At 75.7% G+C, this 17331-nt stretch carries 16 protein-coding genes and 2 riboswitches; of the genes, 9 read left to right on the top strand and 7 right to left on the bottom strand.

Annotated features, from left to right (window positions below; translation table 11 throughout):
- Positions 1–6 precede the first annotated feature (6 nt).
- The 3 genes from AC1VM9_RS09675 to cbiE form a co-directional block, all read right to left on the bottom strand.
- Complete coding sequence (locus tag AC1VM9_RS09675) at positions 7–204, bottom strand: CbtB domain-containing protein (protein ID WP_481345568.1); 198 nt, start codon at positions 202–204, stop codon at positions 7–9.
- 29 nt (positions 205–233) lie between these two features.
- Positions 234–419, bottom strand: a riboswitch (cobalamin riboswitch).
- Positions 420–490: 71 nt separating this feature from the next.
- Positions 491–1246, bottom strand: a complete 756-nt coding sequence (locus tag AC1VM9_RS09670) for a cobalt-precorrin-4/precorrin-4 C(11)-methyltransferase (RefSeq protein ID WP_481342328.1) — start codon at positions 1244–1246, stop codon at positions 491–493.
- Complete coding sequence (gene cbiE, locus AC1VM9_RS09665) at positions 1243–2523, bottom strand: precorrin-6y C5,15-methyltransferase (decarboxylating) subunit CbiE (RefSeq protein ID WP_481342329.1); 1281 nt, start codon at positions 2521–2523, stop codon at positions 1243–1245. Before cbiE ends, AC1VM9_RS09670 begins: the two co-directional genes overlap by 4 nt.
- A 177-nt stretch (positions 2524–2700) precedes the next feature.
- Here cbiE and AC1VM9_RS09660 point away from each other — a divergent pair, with 177 nt between their 5' ends.
- From AC1VM9_RS09660 to AC1VM9_RS09630, 7 genes are all read left to right on the top strand, one after another.
- Positions 2701–3513 carry a hypothetical protein gene (locus tag AC1VM9_RS09660; protein WP_481345569.1) on the top strand — a complete coding sequence of 271 codons (813 nt, stop codon included), beginning with the start codon at positions 2701–2703 and terminating at the stop codon, positions 3511–3513.
- 222 nt (positions 3514–3735) lie between these two features.
- Positions 3736–3799, top strand: a riboswitch (cobalamin riboswitch).
- A 76-nt stretch (positions 3800–3875) separates the two neighbouring features.
- Entirely contained in the window at positions 3876–6152 is a 2277-nt protein-coding gene (locus tag AC1VM9_RS09655; RefSeq protein ID WP_483122454.1) for a VWA domain-containing protein, read from the top strand.
- Positions 6152–6763 (top strand): cob(I)yrinic acid a,c-diamide adenosyltransferase, encoded by a 612-nt coding sequence (cobO, locus tag AC1VM9_RS09650; protein WP_481342730.1) that lies wholly within the window; start codon positions 6152–6154, stop codon positions 6761–6763. Before AC1VM9_RS09655 ends, cobO begins: the two co-directional genes overlap by 1 nt.
- Entirely contained in the window at positions 6760–8280 is a 1521-nt protein-coding gene (locus tag AC1VM9_RS09645) for a cobyrinic acid a,c-diamide synthase CobB (RefSeq protein ID WP_481345572.1), read from the top strand. The genes cobO and AC1VM9_RS09645 overlap by 4 nt, the downstream gene beginning before the upstream one ends.
- Entirely contained in the window at positions 8277–9344 is a 1068-nt protein-coding gene (cobC, locus tag AC1VM9_RS09640) for an Rv2231c family histidinol phosphate aminotransferase CobC (protein ID WP_481345573.1), read from the top strand. The genes AC1VM9_RS09645 and cobC overlap by 4 nt, the downstream gene beginning before the upstream one ends.
- On the top strand, positions 9334–10341 hold the full coding sequence (gene cobA, locus AC1VM9_RS09635; RefSeq protein ID WP_481345574.1) for a uroporphyrinogen-III C-methyltransferase: 1008 nt from the start codon (positions 9334–9336) through the stop codon (positions 10339–10341). Before cobC ends, cobA begins: the two co-directional genes overlap by 11 nt.
- Positions 10342–10349: 8 nt before the next feature.
- Positions 10350–11321 carry a cobalamin biosynthesis protein gene (locus tag AC1VM9_RS09630; protein WP_481345575.1) on the top strand — a complete coding sequence of 324 codons (972 nt, stop codon included), beginning with the start codon at positions 10350–10352 and terminating at the stop codon, positions 11319–11321.
- Here the strand turns inward: AC1VM9_RS09630 and AC1VM9_RS09625 are convergent.
- The 4 genes from AC1VM9_RS09625 to AC1VM9_RS09610 are packed head-to-tail and all read right to left on the bottom strand — an operon-like array spanning position 11303 to position 14920.
- Positions 11303–13087, bottom strand: a complete 1785-nt coding sequence (locus tag AC1VM9_RS09625) for a SulP family inorganic anion transporter (protein WP_481345576.1) — start codon at positions 13085–13087, stop codon at positions 11303–11305. The genes AC1VM9_RS09630 and AC1VM9_RS09625 overlap by 19 nt on opposite strands.
- Complete coding sequence (locus AC1VM9_RS09620; RefSeq protein ID WP_481345577.1) at positions 13084–13869, bottom strand: cobalt-precorrin-6A reductase; 786 nt, start codon at positions 13867–13869, stop codon at positions 13084–13086. The genes AC1VM9_RS09625 and AC1VM9_RS09620 overlap by 4 nt, the downstream gene beginning before the upstream one ends.
- Entirely contained in the window at positions 13869–14789 is a 921-nt protein-coding gene (locus tag AC1VM9_RS09615; RefSeq protein ID WP_481345578.1) for a MerR family transcriptional regulator, read from the bottom strand. The genes AC1VM9_RS09620 and AC1VM9_RS09615 overlap by 1 nt, the downstream gene beginning before the upstream one ends.
- A gap of 8 nt (positions 14790–14797) precedes the next feature.
- The gene (locus AC1VM9_RS09610) at positions 14798–14920 is read right to left on the bottom strand and encodes a hypothetical protein (protein ID WP_481345579.1); all 123 of its coding nucleotides are present in this window, start codon (positions 14918–14920) and stop codon (positions 14798–14800) included.
- 281 nt (positions 14921–15201) lie between these two features.
- Here AC1VM9_RS09610 and AC1VM9_RS09605 point away from each other — a divergent pair, with 281 nt between their 5' ends.
- Both AC1VM9_RS09605 and AC1VM9_RS09600 read left to right on the top strand, forming a co-directional pair.
- Entirely contained in the window at positions 15202–15921 is a 720-nt protein-coding gene (locus AC1VM9_RS09605) for a CPBP family intramembrane glutamic endopeptidase (protein ID WP_483122452.1), read from the top strand.
- Between the two features lie 4 nt (positions 15922–15925).
- On the top strand, positions 15926–17323 hold the full coding sequence (locus AC1VM9_RS09600) for a tryptophan-rich sensory protein (protein WP_481346843.1): 1398 nt from the start codon (positions 15926–15928) through the stop codon (positions 17321–17323).
- The last annotated feature ends 8 nt before the right edge of the window (positions 17324–17331 follow it).

The raw sequence follows: 17331 nt of genomic DNA, 5'->3' as shown, positions 1-17331 counted from the left end.
CCCACGTCAGTGGCAGGGGACGCCGAGGGCGTGGCGAGCGTCGTGCGTGAGCTCGTGCAGCATCTGGGCGTTCGTCGAGCTGAGGATCGCGCCGTTCTCCTGCACGAGGAAGTACAGCGTGAAGACGGCGAACGCGAGCAGGGCCCACGCCCACGCGGGAACGCGGACGCGGGTGGTGGCGGACAGGACGGCAGCAGTGGCCATGGTCGAGGGACCCTTTCTTCCATGCCTCGTGGACAGATCACGCCGCAGCCGGTCTCCTGGCTTCCAGATCGACGCTCCTCCCCAGCCTTCCCGGCGACCCGGCGTCAACCTGCGGTCGTCAGTGGCGGTGGTGGGGACTTGCTCCCTGGTCACAGTGGCGAGGACCACGTCGGAGTCACACCGACTTCCCGTGCACTGCGGCAGTCGCATCCTGACACACGACGCCCGTCGACGCCATCGCCGCCGCGTTCACGAGATGTCGCGAGGCAGCACTCCGGCGAGAGACCTACTGTGGACCGGTGATTCGCGTTCCGTAGAGGTGGGAGTCGACGAAGTCGTCGGTCTCGCGGGCGCCGAGGGCGTGCCCGACGAGGATGACGGCGGCCTGACGCAGGCCCGCCTCCTCGACCGAGTCGGCGATGTCGGCCAGGGTGCCACTCAGGACGAGCTGGTCCGGCTGCTCGGCGTTCGCGACGACGACGACGGGGCAGCCCGACCCGTAGTCCCCGACGAGCTCTGCGGCGATGCGACGGACGTGCCGGATCGCGAGGTGCAGCACGAGCGTGGCCCTCGTGCCGGCGAAGGTGGCGAGCGCCTCGGTCGCGGGCATCGCCGTCGAGTCGCGGTGCGCGCGGGTCAGGACGACGGACTGTGCCACCTCCGGCACGGTCAGCTCGCGGCCGACGAGGGCGGCCGCCGCGGCATACGCAGGGACCCCGGGCGTGACGTCCCAGGGCACCCCCGCCCGGTCCAGGCGGCGGGTCTGCTCGGCCACGGCCGAGTAGATCGACGGGTCCCCGGAGCAGAGTCGCGCGACGTCGTGGCCGGCGGCGTGGGCCTCGACGCAGTGCCCCACGATCTCGTCGAGGGACAGGTGCTGGGTGTCGACGAGCGTCGCGTCGTCCGGGCAGTGGGACAGGACCTCCGCGCCGATGTAGGTGCCGGCGTAGAGGCACACGGCCGACCGCTGCATGAGACGCGTTGCCCGCAGGGTGAGCAGGTCCGCGGCACCGGGACCCGCACCGATGAAGTGGACGGTCATGCGGGTTCCTCCGTGGGCTTCGGGGGCACCGGGGGCTCCGGGGGCTCCGTGGGCTCCGTGGGTTTCGTGGCGGACCACTGGACGACGGCGCGGGCGGGCTTCCAACCCGTGAGCGACCCGAGCGGTTCGAGGTCCTCGACGGCGATGCGGGTCAGCGCCCCGCCGAGGCGGGCCCGGGCATCGTGCAGGAGCAGCTCCGTCTCCACCGTGACGCCGTGGACGACGATGCGACCCCCGGGTGCGAGGGCGGCCCACGCGTCGTCGACGACGCGGGCCGTCGCGCCACCACCGACGAAGACGGCGTCCGGTCGCGGGAGGTGGCCGACGACCTCGGCCGAGTCCGCCTCGACGACCTCGAGGCCGGGGACCCCGAGGCGCCTGGCGTTGGCGCGCACCCGGGCCGCGCGGACCGGGTCCCGCTCGACGGCGACGACGTGGTTGCGCGGGTGCTGGCGGGCGAACTCGATGCCGACGGAGCCGGCGCCGGCGCCGAGGTCCCAGAGCACGTCGCCGGGCTGGGGCGCGAGATGGGCGAGCGCCGCCGCACGGACGACGCGCTTGGTCAGCTGACCGTCGTGCTCGAAGGCGTCGTCGGGCAGCCCCGGCGCGAGGGAGCGGGGCCGCGACCCGGCGTCCGGCACGCACTCGACGCAGACGAGGTGGAGCGCGGGCGCAGGCCCGGCGGTCCAGCTGCCGGCGACGCCGTCGGCCCGCGTCTCCTCGTCGGCGCCGAGGTGTCCCAGCACCGTCACCCGGCTCGACGCATACCCCTCGTCGGCGAGCAGGGCGCAGACCCGTTCCGGTGCGTCGACGCCGCTCGTCAGCACGACGAGCCGGCGTCCGGGCCCGACGTCGCGGCGCAGGCGGTCGACGTCGCGACCGACGAGCGTCACGACGTCCGACTCCTCGCCGGACCAGCCCATCCGGGCGCGCGCGAGGGCCACCGAGGACACACCCGGGTGGATCCGGACGGCGTCGGTGCCGAGCGCAGCCACGAGGGTGGACCCGATGCCGGACACGAGCGGGTCCCCGCTCGCCAGCACGACGACGCGGCTGCCCGCCACGCGGTCGAGCACCTCGCGCAGGCCCGGCAACAGGGGCGAGGGCCACGGGACGAGCTCGACCCGGGACCGCGCGGAGGAACCGGCCGACGGTGTCGGCAGCATCTCCAGGTGCCGCACCCCACCGACGACGACGTCGGCCTCGTCGACGACCCGGCGCGCACCGGCATCGAGCGACGAGAGCCCGGACGCACCTACCCCGACCACCTCGATCACGCCCGCGACCCTAGCGCCGATCGAGGGCCCCGCACGGAGTCGGTCGTCCTGCGCACCATCGACGCCCGTAACCGTCCACGCGAGGTCGATGTGCCCCATCATTGCTTCGCACGGCACTCGACGGGGGCGAGGCATCGCACGGGGAGCAGTCCCCCGGGGAAGAGGGCAGGCACGAGCATGCACACGTACGACCACCACCCAGCGGGCCCCACCGGCACCCTCGAGTTCGACGCGTCGACGGCGCGGCTCCGCGCCGACACGGACACGTTCTTCGCCCTCGTCGACCACCTGGGGCCCGGCCGCAGCACCGACGCCTCGCCCGGCGACCCGGCCGGAGGCGTGCCGTTCGTCGCCTCCGGGGTCGCCGTCGGGGGTCGGGCGCACCCACTCGTCCGGGCCGGCCTCGGCACCGTGGAGGAGCCACGGGCCCGCCTGCAGGTCGAGGTGTCGACGCCGGACGGGACGTGGCTGCACGAGGGGTGGCTCGGGAGCGTCTCGGCCCTGCTCGTGGACCGGGGCGACGGGACGCACGACTTTCTCGAGGTCGACGAGGACTTCGTCGCGGCGACCGTGGTGCGCCTCACGGACCTCCAGCCGCGCCCTCGTCTCGAGGGGCGCGGCGGACGCGCCCACCCGGACCTGCTCGATGCGCTCCTGACCCGCGAGGCACGCAGCCGTGCCGACGCCGCCGAGGGTCTGGTCGGCGCCGCCTTCGCGTGGCCGGTCGTCGCGGCCTCGCTGCGCTCGGGCCGGTGGCAGGCGTGCGGCATCGACGTCGCCCAGGCCGTCGGGACCACGACGACCACCCGACGTCTGGCCTGGCTCGACACCCCGGCCGGACTCCTGAGGGTCGAGGCGGATGCCGAGGGCCAGTTCCTCTCCGGCGTGTCGGCCGGGCAGCTGTGGCGCTCGATCGTCGCGGCGCTCAGGACCGACGCCACCCTCGAGACCGACGCGACGCTCGACGGCGCGCTGCCCCGCACCGCCTGACCGCGTCGGCCTCCGGTGCCGGGCCCCCGAGCACCCAGCGCCTTTCCCTCACGCACTGCCCCGGTTCCCGGGGCAGAGCGTGAGGGACCCGGCATGAGCACCATCGCACCTCCCAGCTGCCCCGGTTCCCGGGGCAGAGCGTGAGGGACCGGGCGATCACCGAGCGGGCTCGGGGCCTCGCCGGGTCGGCGTTCTGGCAGACTGCGCGGTGGCGACGGGCGAGGAATCCGGTGAGAGTCCGGAGCGGTCCCGCCACTGTGAACCCCGCCTGCGGGGGAGCCAGGACGTCATCCGTCGCCGACCGTGCCCGGCCGGGCCGGTCCGGACGACCACGCGGGCGAGGCACCCGCAGGAGGCCACGCATGCACGACGGCTCGACCGACCCCGCGACGCTCGCCCCCGTCGCGGCCCGCGGGACCGCACCGGTCCCCACCGCCACCACGTTCCCGTTCTCGGCCGTCGTCGGCTCCGACGACCTGGCCCTCGCCCTCGTGCTCACGGCGGTGTCGCCCGAGGTGGGCGGTGTCCTCGTGCGTGGCGAGAAGGGCACCGCCAAGTCGACGATGGTCCGTGGCCTCGCGGCGGTGCTCCCCGCGCTGCACGTCGTCGCGGGCTGCCGGTTCGGCTGCGACCCCGCCGACCCCGACCCCGGCTGCCCGGACGGCCCGCACGCCGCCGCGGACCCGAGCGGCACCGACGCCACCGGCGGCCACGCCGAGACGCGTCGCGCCCGGCTCGTCGAGCTGCCGATCGGGGCCACCGAGGACCGCGTCGTCGGCTCCCTCGACCTCGAACGCGCCCTCGGCCGGGGTGAGGCCGCCTACCAGCCGGGGCTGCTCGCCGCGGCGCATCGCGGCATCCTCTACGTCGACGAGGTCAACCTCCTGCACGACCACCTCGTCGACCTGCTCCTCGACGCCGCCGCGATGGGCCGGACGACGGTCGAGCGCGACGGTGTCTCGGTCTCCCACGCGGCCCGCATCGTCCTCGTCGGCACGATGAACCCCGAGGAGGGCGAGCTGCGCCCGCAGCTGCTCGACCGGTTCGGGCTCACCGTCGAGGTCGCCGCCCCGCGCGAGCCCGCCCTTCGGGCCGAGGTGGTGCGGCGCCGGATGGCCTTCGACGCCGACCCGTCGGGGTTCGCGCACCGCTGGGAGGCCGAGCAGGAGGGCCTCCGGGGGCGCATCGCCGCCGCCCGGGAGCGTGTCCGACACGTGGTGCTGCCCGACACGGTGCTCACGCGGATCGCCGAGGTGTGCGCCGGCTTCGAGGTCGACGGGCTGCGAGCCGACATCGTCACGGCCCGCGCGGCCGTCGCCCACGCCGCCTGGAGCGGGCGCACCGTCGTCACCCGCGCCGACGTCCGGGCGGCCGCCCGGCTGGCGTTGCCCCACCGCCGACGCCGCAACCCGTTCGACGCCCCCGGCATCGACGAGGACCTCCTCGACCGGCTCCTCGGTGACGACGACCCCGAGCCCGACCCGGAGCCGCAGCCGGAGGGTCCCGGTGACGGCCCGACCGGTGACGGCCCGACCGACGGCGAGGGCGCCCCGGCGGACGACGCGGCCTCGGACCACGGACCTGCGGACCAGGTGCCCCCGTGCCCCCCGGGCCCCCCGGGCCCCCCGGGCCCCCCGGGCCCCCCGGGCCCCCCGGGCCCAGCCTCCACGGACGACGTGCAGGCGGACGACCCTGAACACGACGGCACCCACGCCGACGACGCGGGAGCGCCGAGTCCCGCCGACGCGGACGAGCACGACGCCGGCCGGCCCGGGGCCGGCGCGACGGCGTCCGCCCGGTCCGCGTCGGTCCCCGACGAGACGCCGCGTGCCCGGCTGCTGACGGCGCGCGGCCTCGGGCACGGCGCCGCCGGCCGGCGGTCCGCGGCCGTCACGACGACGGGTCGACGCGTCCGTGAGACGACCGCCCCCGTCGGCCCGCTGCACCTGCCCGCGACGGTCCGGGCGGCCGCCGCCGCCCGCACGCCGAAGGACGACGGGAGCCCCGGCGAACGGCCCCGGCGGCTGCGCGTCAGCCCGTCCCACCTGCGTCGTGCCGTGCTCCAGGGCCGCGAGTCCAACCTCGTGCTCCTGTGCGTCGACGCGTCCGGCTCGATGGCCGCCCGGCGTCGGCTCGAGGCCGTGACCTCGGCCGTGCTGTCGCTGCTGCTCGACGCCTACCAGCGGCGCGACAAGGTCGGTCTCGTCACCTTCCGGGACCGGGCCGCCGAGCTCGTCCTGCCGCCCACCGGGTCGGTCGACGTCGCCGCCGCGCGCCTTCGCGACCTGCCCTTCGGCGGCCGGACACCCCTCGCCGAGGGCCTGCTCGCCGCCTACGAGACCCTCCGCGTCGAACGCCTGCGCGACCCGAGCCGGCGCCCGCTGCTCGTCGTCGTCACCGACGGACGCGCGACGGCCGGGCCCGACGCGGTCGCGCGCGCGAGCCGGGTGGCCCGCCAGCTGCACCACGAGGGCGTCGAGGCCGTCGTCGTCGACTGCGAGACGGGGCGGATGCGGCTCGGCCTCGCCGCCCGGCTCGCCACCGACCTCGGGGCCCAGCACCTTCCCGTCGGCGACGTCGCCGCGCAGACCATCGTGGACGCCGCTCGCACCACCACCCAGCCGAGGAGGGCCGCCTGATGCGCGGACAGCCCACGACCGTTCCCGACGACGGCCTGACGACGCGCCAGCGCCGCAACCGGCCGCTCGTCGTCGTCCACACCGGTGACGGCAAGGGCAAGTCGACCGCCGCCTTCGGCCTGGCGCTGCGCGGCTGGAACCAGGGCTGGTCGGTCGGGGTGTTCCAGTTCGTCAAGAGCGCCAAGTGGCGCATCGGCGAGCAGACCGCCGTGGAGACGCTCGGGCAGCTGCACCGCGACGCGGGGGTCGGCGGCCCGATGGAGTGGCACAAGATGGGCAGCGGGTGGTCATGGAGCCGCAAGGAGGGCACCGACGACGACCATGCCGCCGCGGCCCGCGAGGGCTGGGAGGAAGTCAAGCGCCGGCTCGCGGCCCAGACCCACGGGCTCTACGTCCTCGACGAGTTCACCTACCCGATGACCTGGGGCTGGGTCGATGTCGAGGACGTCGTGCGGACCCTGGCCGACCGGCCCGGGCACCAGCACGTCGTCATCACGGGGCGACGCTGTCCCGAGCCGCTCATCGAGCTCGCCGACCTCGTCACCGAGATGACCAAGGTCAAGCACCCGTTCGACGAGGGCCAGAAGGGCCAGAGAGGCATCGAGTGGTGAGCGGCCTCGACTCGGCCCTCGACGTCGCCTTCGGCCGGATGCGCTCCGCCGACGACGCCGTGGCCGCGACGCGGCTGCCGCGGCTCGTCGTCGCGGCGCCCGGGTCCGGCCACGGCAAGACGACCGTCGCCACGGGCCTCATGGCTGCCGTGCGCGGCCGGCGTCTCGAGGTCGCCGGGTTCAAGGTGGGGCCCGACTACATCGACCCGGGCTACCACGAGGTCGCCACCGGTCGCCCCGGCCGCAACCTCGACCCGTTCCTCTGCGGCGAGCACCGCGTCGAGCCGCTGCTGCTGCACGGTGCCCGGGGTGCCGACGTCGCTGTCGTCGAGGGCGTCATGGGCCTGTTCGACGGCCGGCTCGGCACCGAGGGGTTCGCCTCGACGGCGCACGTCGCGGCCCTGACGCACTCGCCCGTCGTGCTCGTCGTCGACGTGTCCAACACGACGCGCACGGCCGCCGCGGTCGTGCACGGCCTCGCCACCTTCGACCCCCGCATCCGGGTGGCCGGCGTCGTCCTCAACAAGGCGGCGTCGGGCCGGCACCTGCGCGAGGTGTGGTCGGCCGTCGAGACCTCGGGGGTCACCGTCCTCGGCGTGCTGCCCCGCGACGCCGGGATCGAGGCGCCCTCGCGCCACCTCGGTCTCGTGCCCGCCGCCGAGCGCGACGAGGCGGACGCATCGGTCGAGCGGCTCGCCGAGCGCGTGGCGGCGCACGTCGACCTCGACGCGGTCCTGTCCATCGCCGGGTCGGCGCCGGACCTGTCGGGGACACCGTGGGATCCGACCGCGGAGATCGCCTCGGCCTCGGGCGAGCTCGTCGACCGCCGCCCGTCGGAGGGCGGCCCCCGCCCGGTCGTCGCGGTGGCGGGCGGACGGGCCTTCACCTTCCGCTACGCCGAGACCGAGGAGCTGATGCGCGCGGCCGGGCTCGACCCGGTCGTCGTGGACCCGACCCGCGACGCGTCGCTCCCAGCGGGCACCGCCGGGCTGCACCTCGGCGGCGGCTTCCCCGAGGTGCATGCTCAGGCCCTGGCCGCCAACTCGTCGCTGCTCGGTGAGGTGCGCGAGGCCGTCCGCGCGGGACTGCCCACCGTCGCCGAGTGCGCCGGCCTGCTCTACCTCTGCGAGAGCCTCGACGGCGAACGGATGGCCGGGGTCCTGCCCGCCGTCGCGGCCATGGGGCCCCGGCTGACGATGGGCTACCGGTCCGCGGTGGCGTCGACGGCATCCGTCGCCGCCGAGCCCGGACGGCGCGTCACGGGCCACGAGTTCCACCGCACCACCGTGTCCGTCGAGGGGCCCACCGGCGACGCTGCCTGGCTCGTGGACGGCCAGCCCGAGGGGTTCGCCCTGGACCCGGCCGGCACCGGCCGGGCGACGCTGCACGCGTCGTACCTGCACACGCACTGGGCCGGGCACCCTTCTCTGGCGGCGCAGTTCGCCTCGTCCGTGCACGAGTACGCGACGCGGCGGACGCCGGCACCGGCGTCGTCATCGGCGAGGAGCCGGACGTGAGCGTCGACCTGCACCACCACGGCGACCGCGACGTCGCTCCCGGCCTCGTCGACCTGGCCGTCAACGTGCGCCTGCCTGCGCCACCGCCCTGGCTCGCCGACGTCGTGGCGCGGTCGCTCGCGGACCTCGGCCGGTACCCGGACGCGACCGCGGCGACCGAGGCCCTGGCCGCACGGCACGGCGCGCCGACCGAGGCCGTGCTGCCGACGGCCGGGGGCGCCGAGGCGTTCACCCTCGTCGCCCGGGCCCTCGGCGCGCGCCGCCCGTCGGTGGTCCACCCGCAGTTCACCGAGCCCGAAGCGGCGTTGCGGGCGGCCGGACGGGACGTGCACCGGCATGTGCTCACCGCCGACGACGGATTCCGGCTCGACCCGGCGGCCTACCGTCCCGATGGTCCGGGAGCCGACGCCGACCTCGTCGTCATCGGCAACCCGACCAACCCCACCGGCGTGCTGCACCCCCGCGACGACGTCCTCGCGCTGCGCGCGCCCGGCCGGGTCCTCGTCGTCGACGAGGCCTTCATGGACGCGGTGCCGGGCGAGAACGCCTCCGTGCTCGGTGAGGGACCGCACGACGGCGTCCTGGAGGGCGTGCTCGTGCTCCGCTCGCTGACGAAGACGTGGGGCCTGGCCGGACTGCGGGCCGGCTACGTCGTCGGCGACCCCGCGCTCGTCGACCGCCTCCGCGCCGTGCAACCGCCGTGGTCGGTCTCGACCCCGGCCCTCGCCGCCACCGTCGCCTGCGCGTCGGAACGGGCCGCGTCCGAGGCCCAGGCCGCCGCCCTCGCCTTCGGCCGTGACCGCGCCGTGCTGCTCGCCGAGCTGGGCTCGGCGGGCTTCGCCGTCGCCGGGAGCCCGGCGACCCCGTTCGTCCTCGTCGACACGTCGCCGCTCGGGCCGGGTTCGGTCCGAGAGGCCCTCGCGGCACGCGGCTTCGCGGTGCGTCGCGGCGAGACCTTCCCGGGGCTGGGCCCGGCGTGGATCCGCGTCGCCGTCCGCGACGCCGCGACCTCGCGCGCGTTCGTGGCGGCCCTGACCGACCTGAGGAGCCGTCATGTCGCCTGAGTCGATGTTCCGCGGCCGCCGGGTGCTCCTCGAGGGCGTCGAGCGCACCACCGCCGCGACCGTGTCGGCCCTGCTGCGCGAGGGAGCCGGCGTGACGGTCGCCGCAGCGGCGGAGGCGCTCGGCGCGACGCTGCGCGACCTCGTCGAGCGCGGCCTCGTCTCCCACGACCCCTCCGCCGACCCGGACTCCTTCGACGTCGTCGTCCGTGCCCGCGCGACCCCCGCCCACGGCCACACCGACGCCGTCAGCGGGGTCCGGCCCGTCGGCACCGTCACCCTCGTCGGAGGTGGACTCGGAGACCCCGGGCTGCTCACCGTCGCCGGCCTCGAGGCCGTGCGCTCGGCGGACGTCGTCGTCCACGACCGGCTCGCGCCCCTGGACGCCCTGCGCCACGCGCGGCCGGACGCCGTGCTCGTCGACGTCGGCAAGATCCCCCGTGGCGCCTTCACCCCGCAGGAGCGGATCAACGACGTCATCGTCGAGCACGCGCTGGACGGCCGGGACGTGGTGCGGCTCAAGGGTGGTGACAACTTCGTCTTCGGCCGGGGTGGCGAGGAGGCCGAGGCCTGCGCGGCGGCCGGCGTGCCGGTGCGCGTCGTGCCCGGTGTGTCCTCGAGCATCGCCGCCCCCGCCCTCGCCGGCATCCCCGTGACCCACCGGACGCTCGTCCAGGGGTTCACCGTCGTCAGCGGCCACGTGGCTCCGGGCGACCCGCGCAGCACCCTCGAGTGGGGCGCGATCGCCCGCAGCAACACGACGATCGTCGTCCTCATGGGTGTCGCGACGCTCGGCGCGATCGCGGAGGCGCTGGTCCGCGAGGGCCTGCCCGCCGACACGCCGGCGGCCGTCGTGGCCGACGCCGGACTGCCGAGCATGCGCTCGGTGCGGGCGCCGCTCACGGCGATCGACACGGCGGTGCGGGAGGCCGGGATCGGCGCCCCTGCCGTCGCCGTCATCGGGGCCGTCGCCGCACTCGACGTGCTCGCGCCGCAGTGAGACGGTCGGTGGCGCGGGCCCTCGGGCTCGCCCTCGGATGGCTCGCGGACCAGGCGCTCGGTGACCCGCACCGCTGGCATCCGGTGGCAGGGTTCGGCTCTGCCGCAACCGCGCTCGAGGCGCGCACGTACGCACCCCGACGCCGCAACGGGGTCGCCCACGTCGGGGTGCTCGTCGGTGCGACGGTGACCCTGGGCGCCGTGCTCGAACGGGTGGGCCGGCGACACCCGCTCGCGCACACCCTCGCCACGGCGGCAGCGACCTGGGCGGTCCTGGGTGGGCGCTCGCTCGTCCGCGAGGCCACGACGATCGAGCGACAGCTGACCGCCGGCGACCTGGCCGGCGCCCGGGTCCAGGTGCGCAACCTCGTCGGACGCGACGCGTCGGCCCTCGACCCCGACGGCGTGGCCCGCGCGTGCGTGGAGTCGCTGGCCGAGAACACGTCGGACGCGGTCGTGGCGCCGCTGCTCTGGGGCGGCCTCCTCGGCGTCCCGGGCCTGCTCGGCTACCGGGCCGTCAACACGCTCGATGCGATGGTCGGGCACCGTTCACCGCGGTACCTCCAGTTCGGTTGGGGCGCAGCCAGGCTCGACGACGTCGTCAACTGGGTGCCGGCACGCGTGGCCGGCGCGCTGACGCTGGCGGCCGCCCCGACCCGCCCCCGAGCGGCAGCCGGGTGGGCCGCGGTGCGGCGCGACGCACCGGCGCACCCGAGCCCCAACGGGGGCGTCGTCGAGGCGGCGTTCGCGGGCGTCCTCGGGGTGCGGCTCGGCGGGTCCAACAGCTACGGCGGACGCGTCGAGGACCGGGGCACGCTCGGCACGGGCCCGGCCGCGTCCGTGGGCGACATCGCCCCGGCGGTGCGCCTCGCCCGATGCGTCTCGGCCGGCTCGCTCGCCGTGGCCGCGCTCGTCGCCGTCGTCCTCGGGGGCGCCGGCCCCGCACCCACCGCGCGACGCTGTCAGCCCGGCTCGGGCTGAGGCGGGACCGGCGGGATCCGCAGCCCCGGCGGCGGGGCGCCGTGCTCGGCGGTGTAGGCCGCGACGTAGGCGGCCACGGCCGTGGGCAGCGTCGGGTAGACGGCATCCCCGCCGATGCGGTCGACGAACCCGGCTGCGACGAGCGAGGCACGGAGGTCCTCCTTGACTCGGGCCATGGCGAACCGGACTCCCCTGTCCTGCAACCGCTCCCGCAGCAGGTCGAGGGCGTCGACTGCGGTCAGGTCGATCTCGGTGTTGGCCTCGGCGTTGAGGAGGAACCACTCCACCCGCCCCCGCGCCTGCGCCTCGTCGACGACCGCGAGGGCCCGGCGCACGAAGTCGTCGGCGTTGGCGAAGAACAGGGGTGAGTCGTAGCGGTAGACGACGAGCCCCGGCACCTGGACGGCGTCGGGGTGGTCGTCGATGTCGTGCATGCCGGCGTAGTCCGGCACGTAGCCGAGGACGCCGTCGTGCGGGTGGACGATGCGGCGGAGCAGGTCGAGGACCGACAGCGCGACCGCGGCCCCGATACCGGGCAGCACGCCGAAGAGCAGCACCGCCGCCGTCGTCGACACGGCGAGGACGAGCTCGCTGCGACGGAAGCCGGCGAGGCGCCGCAGCTCGGAGACGTCGACGAGGCGGATGGCCGCGAAGACGACCACGCCGCCCAGCGCCGCGAGGGGGAAGGCGCCGATGACGGGGCCGAGGAAGAGCAGGGTCCCGACGACGATGACGAGCGAGACGAGCGAGTGCAGCTGGGTGCGGGCGCCCATGGCGTCGGCGATGACGGTGCGGCTGCCGCTCGAGCTGACCGGGAACCCGTGCAGCAGCCCTGCCGCGAGGTTGGCACCCCCGAGCGCGAGGAACTCCTGGTTGCTGTCGACCGACTCACGGTGCCGCGCCCCGAACGCCCGCCCGGTGAGGACGTTGTCGGAGTAGGCCACGACGGCGACCCCGAGGGCGACCGGCAGCAGCGTCCACACGTCGACCTCGCCCACGCGGGGCAGCCGCACGCCCGGCAGGCCCTCGGGTACCGGACCGACCACCTGGATGCCGAACCGGTCGCGCAGCCCGAGCGAGAGCACGAGCACGGTCGCCGCGAGCATGGCGATGAGCGGCCCCGGCCACTGCGGGCGCAGCCGGCGGAAGGCGAGGAGCGCGGCGAGGACGCCGCCGGCGAGCAGCAGCGTCGGCACGTGGACGTCGGCGAGGTGCGTCGCCACGTAGCCCAGCTCCTGGGTGAACGACGCGCCGACGACGTGCAGGCCGGTCACCTTGCCGACCTGGCTGACGACCATGAGCGCCGCGATGCCGGCCATGTATCCGACGAGCACCGGCTTGGAGAGGAGCTCGGACAGGAACCCCAGCCGCACCAGCCGGCCGACGAGGCACAGGACGCCGACGGCGACGGCCAGCAGCGCGGCTGCCTCCTCGCGCGCCGCCATGCCGCCGGCCGCGGTGACGAGGCCCCCGATGCCGGCGGCGGTCATGAGAGCCGTCGTCGACTCGGGTCCGACGGACAGCTGCCGCGACGAGCCGAGCACGGCGTAGACGAGCAGCCCCGGCCCGACGGCCCACAGCCCCGTCACGGCCGGGAGCCCGGCGACCTCCGCGTAGGCCAGCACCTGGGGCACGAGGTAGGCGGCGACGGTGATGCCGCCGAGCACGTCGCCGCGCAGCCAGCGCCGCTCGTACCGGCGCAGCACGGCGAGGCCGGGGAGCAGCTGCTCCCACGTGGCCCGCTCCTGCCGGTGGCCCGCCGTCACGCGTCCGAACGTACCGGCGCGGTGCTCCCCTCGCGGTTGCGTGGGACCGACACGCCCGCCACCCAGCGCAGCGCGGCCTCGACGTCGTCGACGACGTCGACCCCGTCGGGCACGCGGGGGCGACGGACGACGACGACGGGGACGTGCAGCGAGGCCGCCGCGTCGAGCTTGGCCTCGGTGAGCGGACCGCCCGAGTCCTTGGTGAGCAGGACGTCGACGCGTCGCGACGTCATGAGCCGGCTCTCGGCCTCGACGGTGAACGGCCCGCGTGCGAGGAGGACCTCCCACGTCGCCGGCACCTGCCACTCCGGCGGGTCGACGACCCGGGCGAGGACCGGGCGGTCGTCCCAGCGCGCGAACACGTCGAGCTGCTGGCGCCCCGTCGTGACGAACGGACGTGTACCGAGCGACTCGGCGGCGTCCCGGGCGGCAGCGACGGTGTCGACCCACGTGTACGCGTCGGCGCCAGGCCGCGCCGCCCATCCGGTGCGCTGCAGCCGCAGGAGGGGGACGCCGGTCGCGCGGCACGCCGACGCGGCGTTGTCGCTGATGCCGGCGGCGAAGGGGTGCGTCGCGTCGACGACGGCGTCGAACCCGTGGGCCCCGAGGTAGGCCACGAGCCCGGCGACGCCACCGAACCCTCCGGTGCGCACCGGGCCGACGGGGAGCGCGGGTCGGCTCACCCGCCCGGCGAGGCTCGACTCGACGTCGACGCCCTCGGCCACGAGCGAGGCCGCGAGGGCGCGGGCCTCACCCGTGCCCCCGAGGAGCAGGACGCGCATCAGGCGGAGATGCGCAGGCGCCGGCTCATCTCGCCGACGGCCATCGTGATCGAGTGGCCGAGGTGCACGACGCCGTCCTCGACGGCCCCCTGCTCGCTGCCGCCCAGGCCGATGACGACCTCGGGGTGCCGGGCGTGGATGGCGTCGACGATGGTCCGCGCGGCACTGATGTCGTCGGCGCGGGGGACGGCCATGACGACCCCGGCCGCGTGGCGCAGCTCGACGGCGCGGACCCACTCCTCGACCGGGAGGTCCGCGCCGACATAGGCGGTGGCGAACCCGGCTCGGCGGGCGGCGACGGCGAACGCCAGCAGCCCGAGCTCGTGCCGGGCCCCGGTCGGCAGCCCGATGAGCAGCCCCGGGCCGTCGACGCGTCCGGACGCAGCCTCGTACGCGGCGGCGAGCCGACGCTGCACGGCGTAGGAGACGAGGTGCTCGCCGGCGACGGTGAGCCGTCCCTGCGCCCAGGCCTCGCCGACGAGGCGCAGGGTCGGCATGAGCCAGTCGTCGATGACGTGCTCGAAGGTGCCGAGCGCGAAGCGGGCGTCGAGGACGGCCGTCGCGGACGCGGCGTCGAGGCGCTCGGCGGCGCGGAGGAAGGCGTCGGCGTCCTCGGACTGCAGGTGGCCGCCGCGCCACCCGGCGGCCCGGATCGGGGACACCCGCGCCGTGCGGCCGCTGCGGTCACCCGGGTCGGGCGGCGCGAGGCGCCGGAGCGTCTCGGCGGCGGCCTCCCGTGCGGACCAGCCGTCGGTGACGAGGGAGTTCATGATGGCGAGGGCGCGGACGTCGTCGGGACCGTAGAGCCGGTACCCGCCGTCGGAACGCTTCGGCGAGACGACGCCGTAGCGACGCTCCCAGGCGCGCAGCGTCGCGACGCTGATCCCGGTGAGCTCGGCGGCTCGTTTGATGGTGTACACGATCGGGCCTACTCCAGTCGCTCGAGGGCCGGGCGCACGCCCTTCTCGGCGTGCTGCCGGTCGTCCCGAAGGTCCCGGGCGTACACCGCGTGGACCGGACGGCCCGCCGTCACCGTCCGTTCGATGTCCATGCCCGCTCCAACCTTTGACACACCTTCGACAGTCACCATACGGCGCGGACGAAGGATGGACAACGTCGTCAGGAAAACTCGGTCGACCGGGACGTACCCGCTCGCCCGTGGGTCCCGGCGGTGCAGCCGTCCGCGACGCGCCGGCAGGGGGTACGCCATCTGCGCCGCTCACCCCGGGCACCCCGAGCCGATCGTCGACCACGACGAGGAGCGCACGGACACGGTGCACCGGTACGAGCGGGCCGGCCGGTGACCCGGTGGACGAGCCGAGGAGACGACAGATGCGGGGCCCCGTCGCCGAGCTGCGTGCGTTCGTCGACGCGGCGCTGGTCCGGAAGGTCGACCGCGACCACCGGGACCCCGACGACGTCCTCCGCCGCCGCCAGGTCGTCGTCGTGGTGACGTTCCTCGTCGGCACCGGGGTGCTGGCCTGGGCGCTGCGGATCAGGCCCGGCGACCCACTCTTCTACGTCGCGACGCTGGGGCTCGCGGCCCTGTGGCTGCTCGGCGCACTGGCGTCCGGCCCCCTCCACGCCGGCATGGGCCGCACCCGACGGGGAGAGCGGGCTCGGCCCGTCGTGCAGTCCCTCGTCCTCGGCACGTTGCTGCTCGTCGTGTTCCTCGCCGGAGCGCTGGTCGTGGCGCGCGTCCCCCTGCTGCGCGAACCGGTCGACGAGCTGCTCGACCACGCCCGGTTCGGCGCGTTCGCAGCGGTGCTGGCCCTGACGTTCCTCAACGGCGTCGTCGAGGAGCTCTACTTCCGGGGCGCCCTCTACGCCGCCCTCCCACGCCACCCGGTGACCCTGACGACCGGCCTCTACGCGCTGACCACGGTCGGCACCGGTGTCCCCCTCCTCGTCCTCGCCGCAGCGGTGCTCGGCCTCGTGACCGGCCTGCAGCGCCGTGTCACCGGCGGCTTCCTCGGTCCGGTCATCACGCACGTCGTGTGGTCGACCGGGATGCTCGTGCTCCTCCCACCCGCCCTCGAGCTGACCAGGTGATCCCATGACCTCCGCCCGAACCGCCCTCGTGACGGGTGCCTCCGGCTACATCGGCGGCCACCTCGTGCCCCGGCTGCTCGATGCCGGCTGGACCGTCCGCGTCCTCACCCGGCGCCGTTCGTCGGTCGCCGACAAGCCGTGGCGCTCTCGCGTCGAGGTGGCCGAGGGCGACGTCTCCTCGGCGAGCGACCTGCGGGCGGCGCTCGAGGGCGTCGAGGCCGCCTGGTACCTCGTGCACTCGATGGACGACCGTCCCGACTTCGAGCGGCGCGACCGCGCCGCCGCGACGACGTTCGCCGAGGCCGCCCGGCTGGCCGGCATCCGACGCATCGTCTACCTGGGCGGCCTGCACCCCTCGGGCGAGCAGCTGTCCCCGCACCTGGCCTCACGCGTCGAGGTCGGGCGGATCCTGCTCGGCTCGGGCGTCCCGACGGCGGTGCTGCAGGCCGCTGTGGTCATCGGGGACGGGTCGGCGTCCTTCGACATGCTGCGCTACCTGACGACCCGCCTGCCGGCCATGGTCGCGCCGAGGTGGCTCGACAACCGCATCCAGCCGGTCGCGATCGACGACGTCGTGACCCTCCTCGCCGGCGCGGGTTCGCTTCCCCCGGAGGTCAACCGGACGTTCGACATCGGCGGACCGGACGTCCTGACCTACCGGGAGATGATCGCGCGGTTCGCCGCCGTCACCGGACGGCGTCGCCGTCTCGTCGCGACCGTTCCCGTGCTGACGCCTCGGCTCGCGAGCCACTGGGTCGGGCTCGTCACGCCGATCTCCGCGGGCCTGGCCAAGCCGCTCGTCGGCAGCCTCGTGCACGAGGTCGTGGCGAAGGAACGCGACATCGAGGGCTACGTCGACGTGCCGGGTGGACTCACCGGTTTCGACGACGCGGTGCGCGCTGCGATGCGGACCGTGCCGCGCGACACCGCGCTGCGCAACGCCGTGGTCGCCGGGACGGCGGTGGCCGCGTGCGCCGTGGCCGGTTCGATGGGCACGCGGCCCGGCTCGCGCTGGTACCGGTCGCTGGTCAAGCCGGCGTGGCAGCCGCCCCCGGTCGCCTTTCCGCTCGTGTGGACGGTGCTCTACACCGACCTCGCGGCCACCGCCGCGTCGACGCTGACGACCCTCGACCGGGCCGGTGACACCGCGGGGCGGGCCGCCTACCTCCGCGCGTTCGGCACGAACCTCGCGCTGAACGCGGCATGGAGCTGGGTGTTCTGGGGGGCGCGACGTCCGGACCTCGCCGCGGTGGAGAGCGCGGTGCTCTCGGCGAGCGGGCTCGACCTCGCGCGGCGGACCCTGCGCGTCAGCAGGCCCGGCGGTGCGGCGCTGCTGCCGTACGCGGCGTGGTGCGGGTTCGCGACGGTGCTGTCCGCGGCCGTCGCCCGACGCAACCGTTGACGGCGCGT

The sequence above is a fragment of the Monashia sp. HAY1-11D genome (assembly GCF_056868035.1).
Note: the sequence above shows the minus strand (reverse complement) of the source record. Positions and strands in the feature narration are given on the sequence as shown.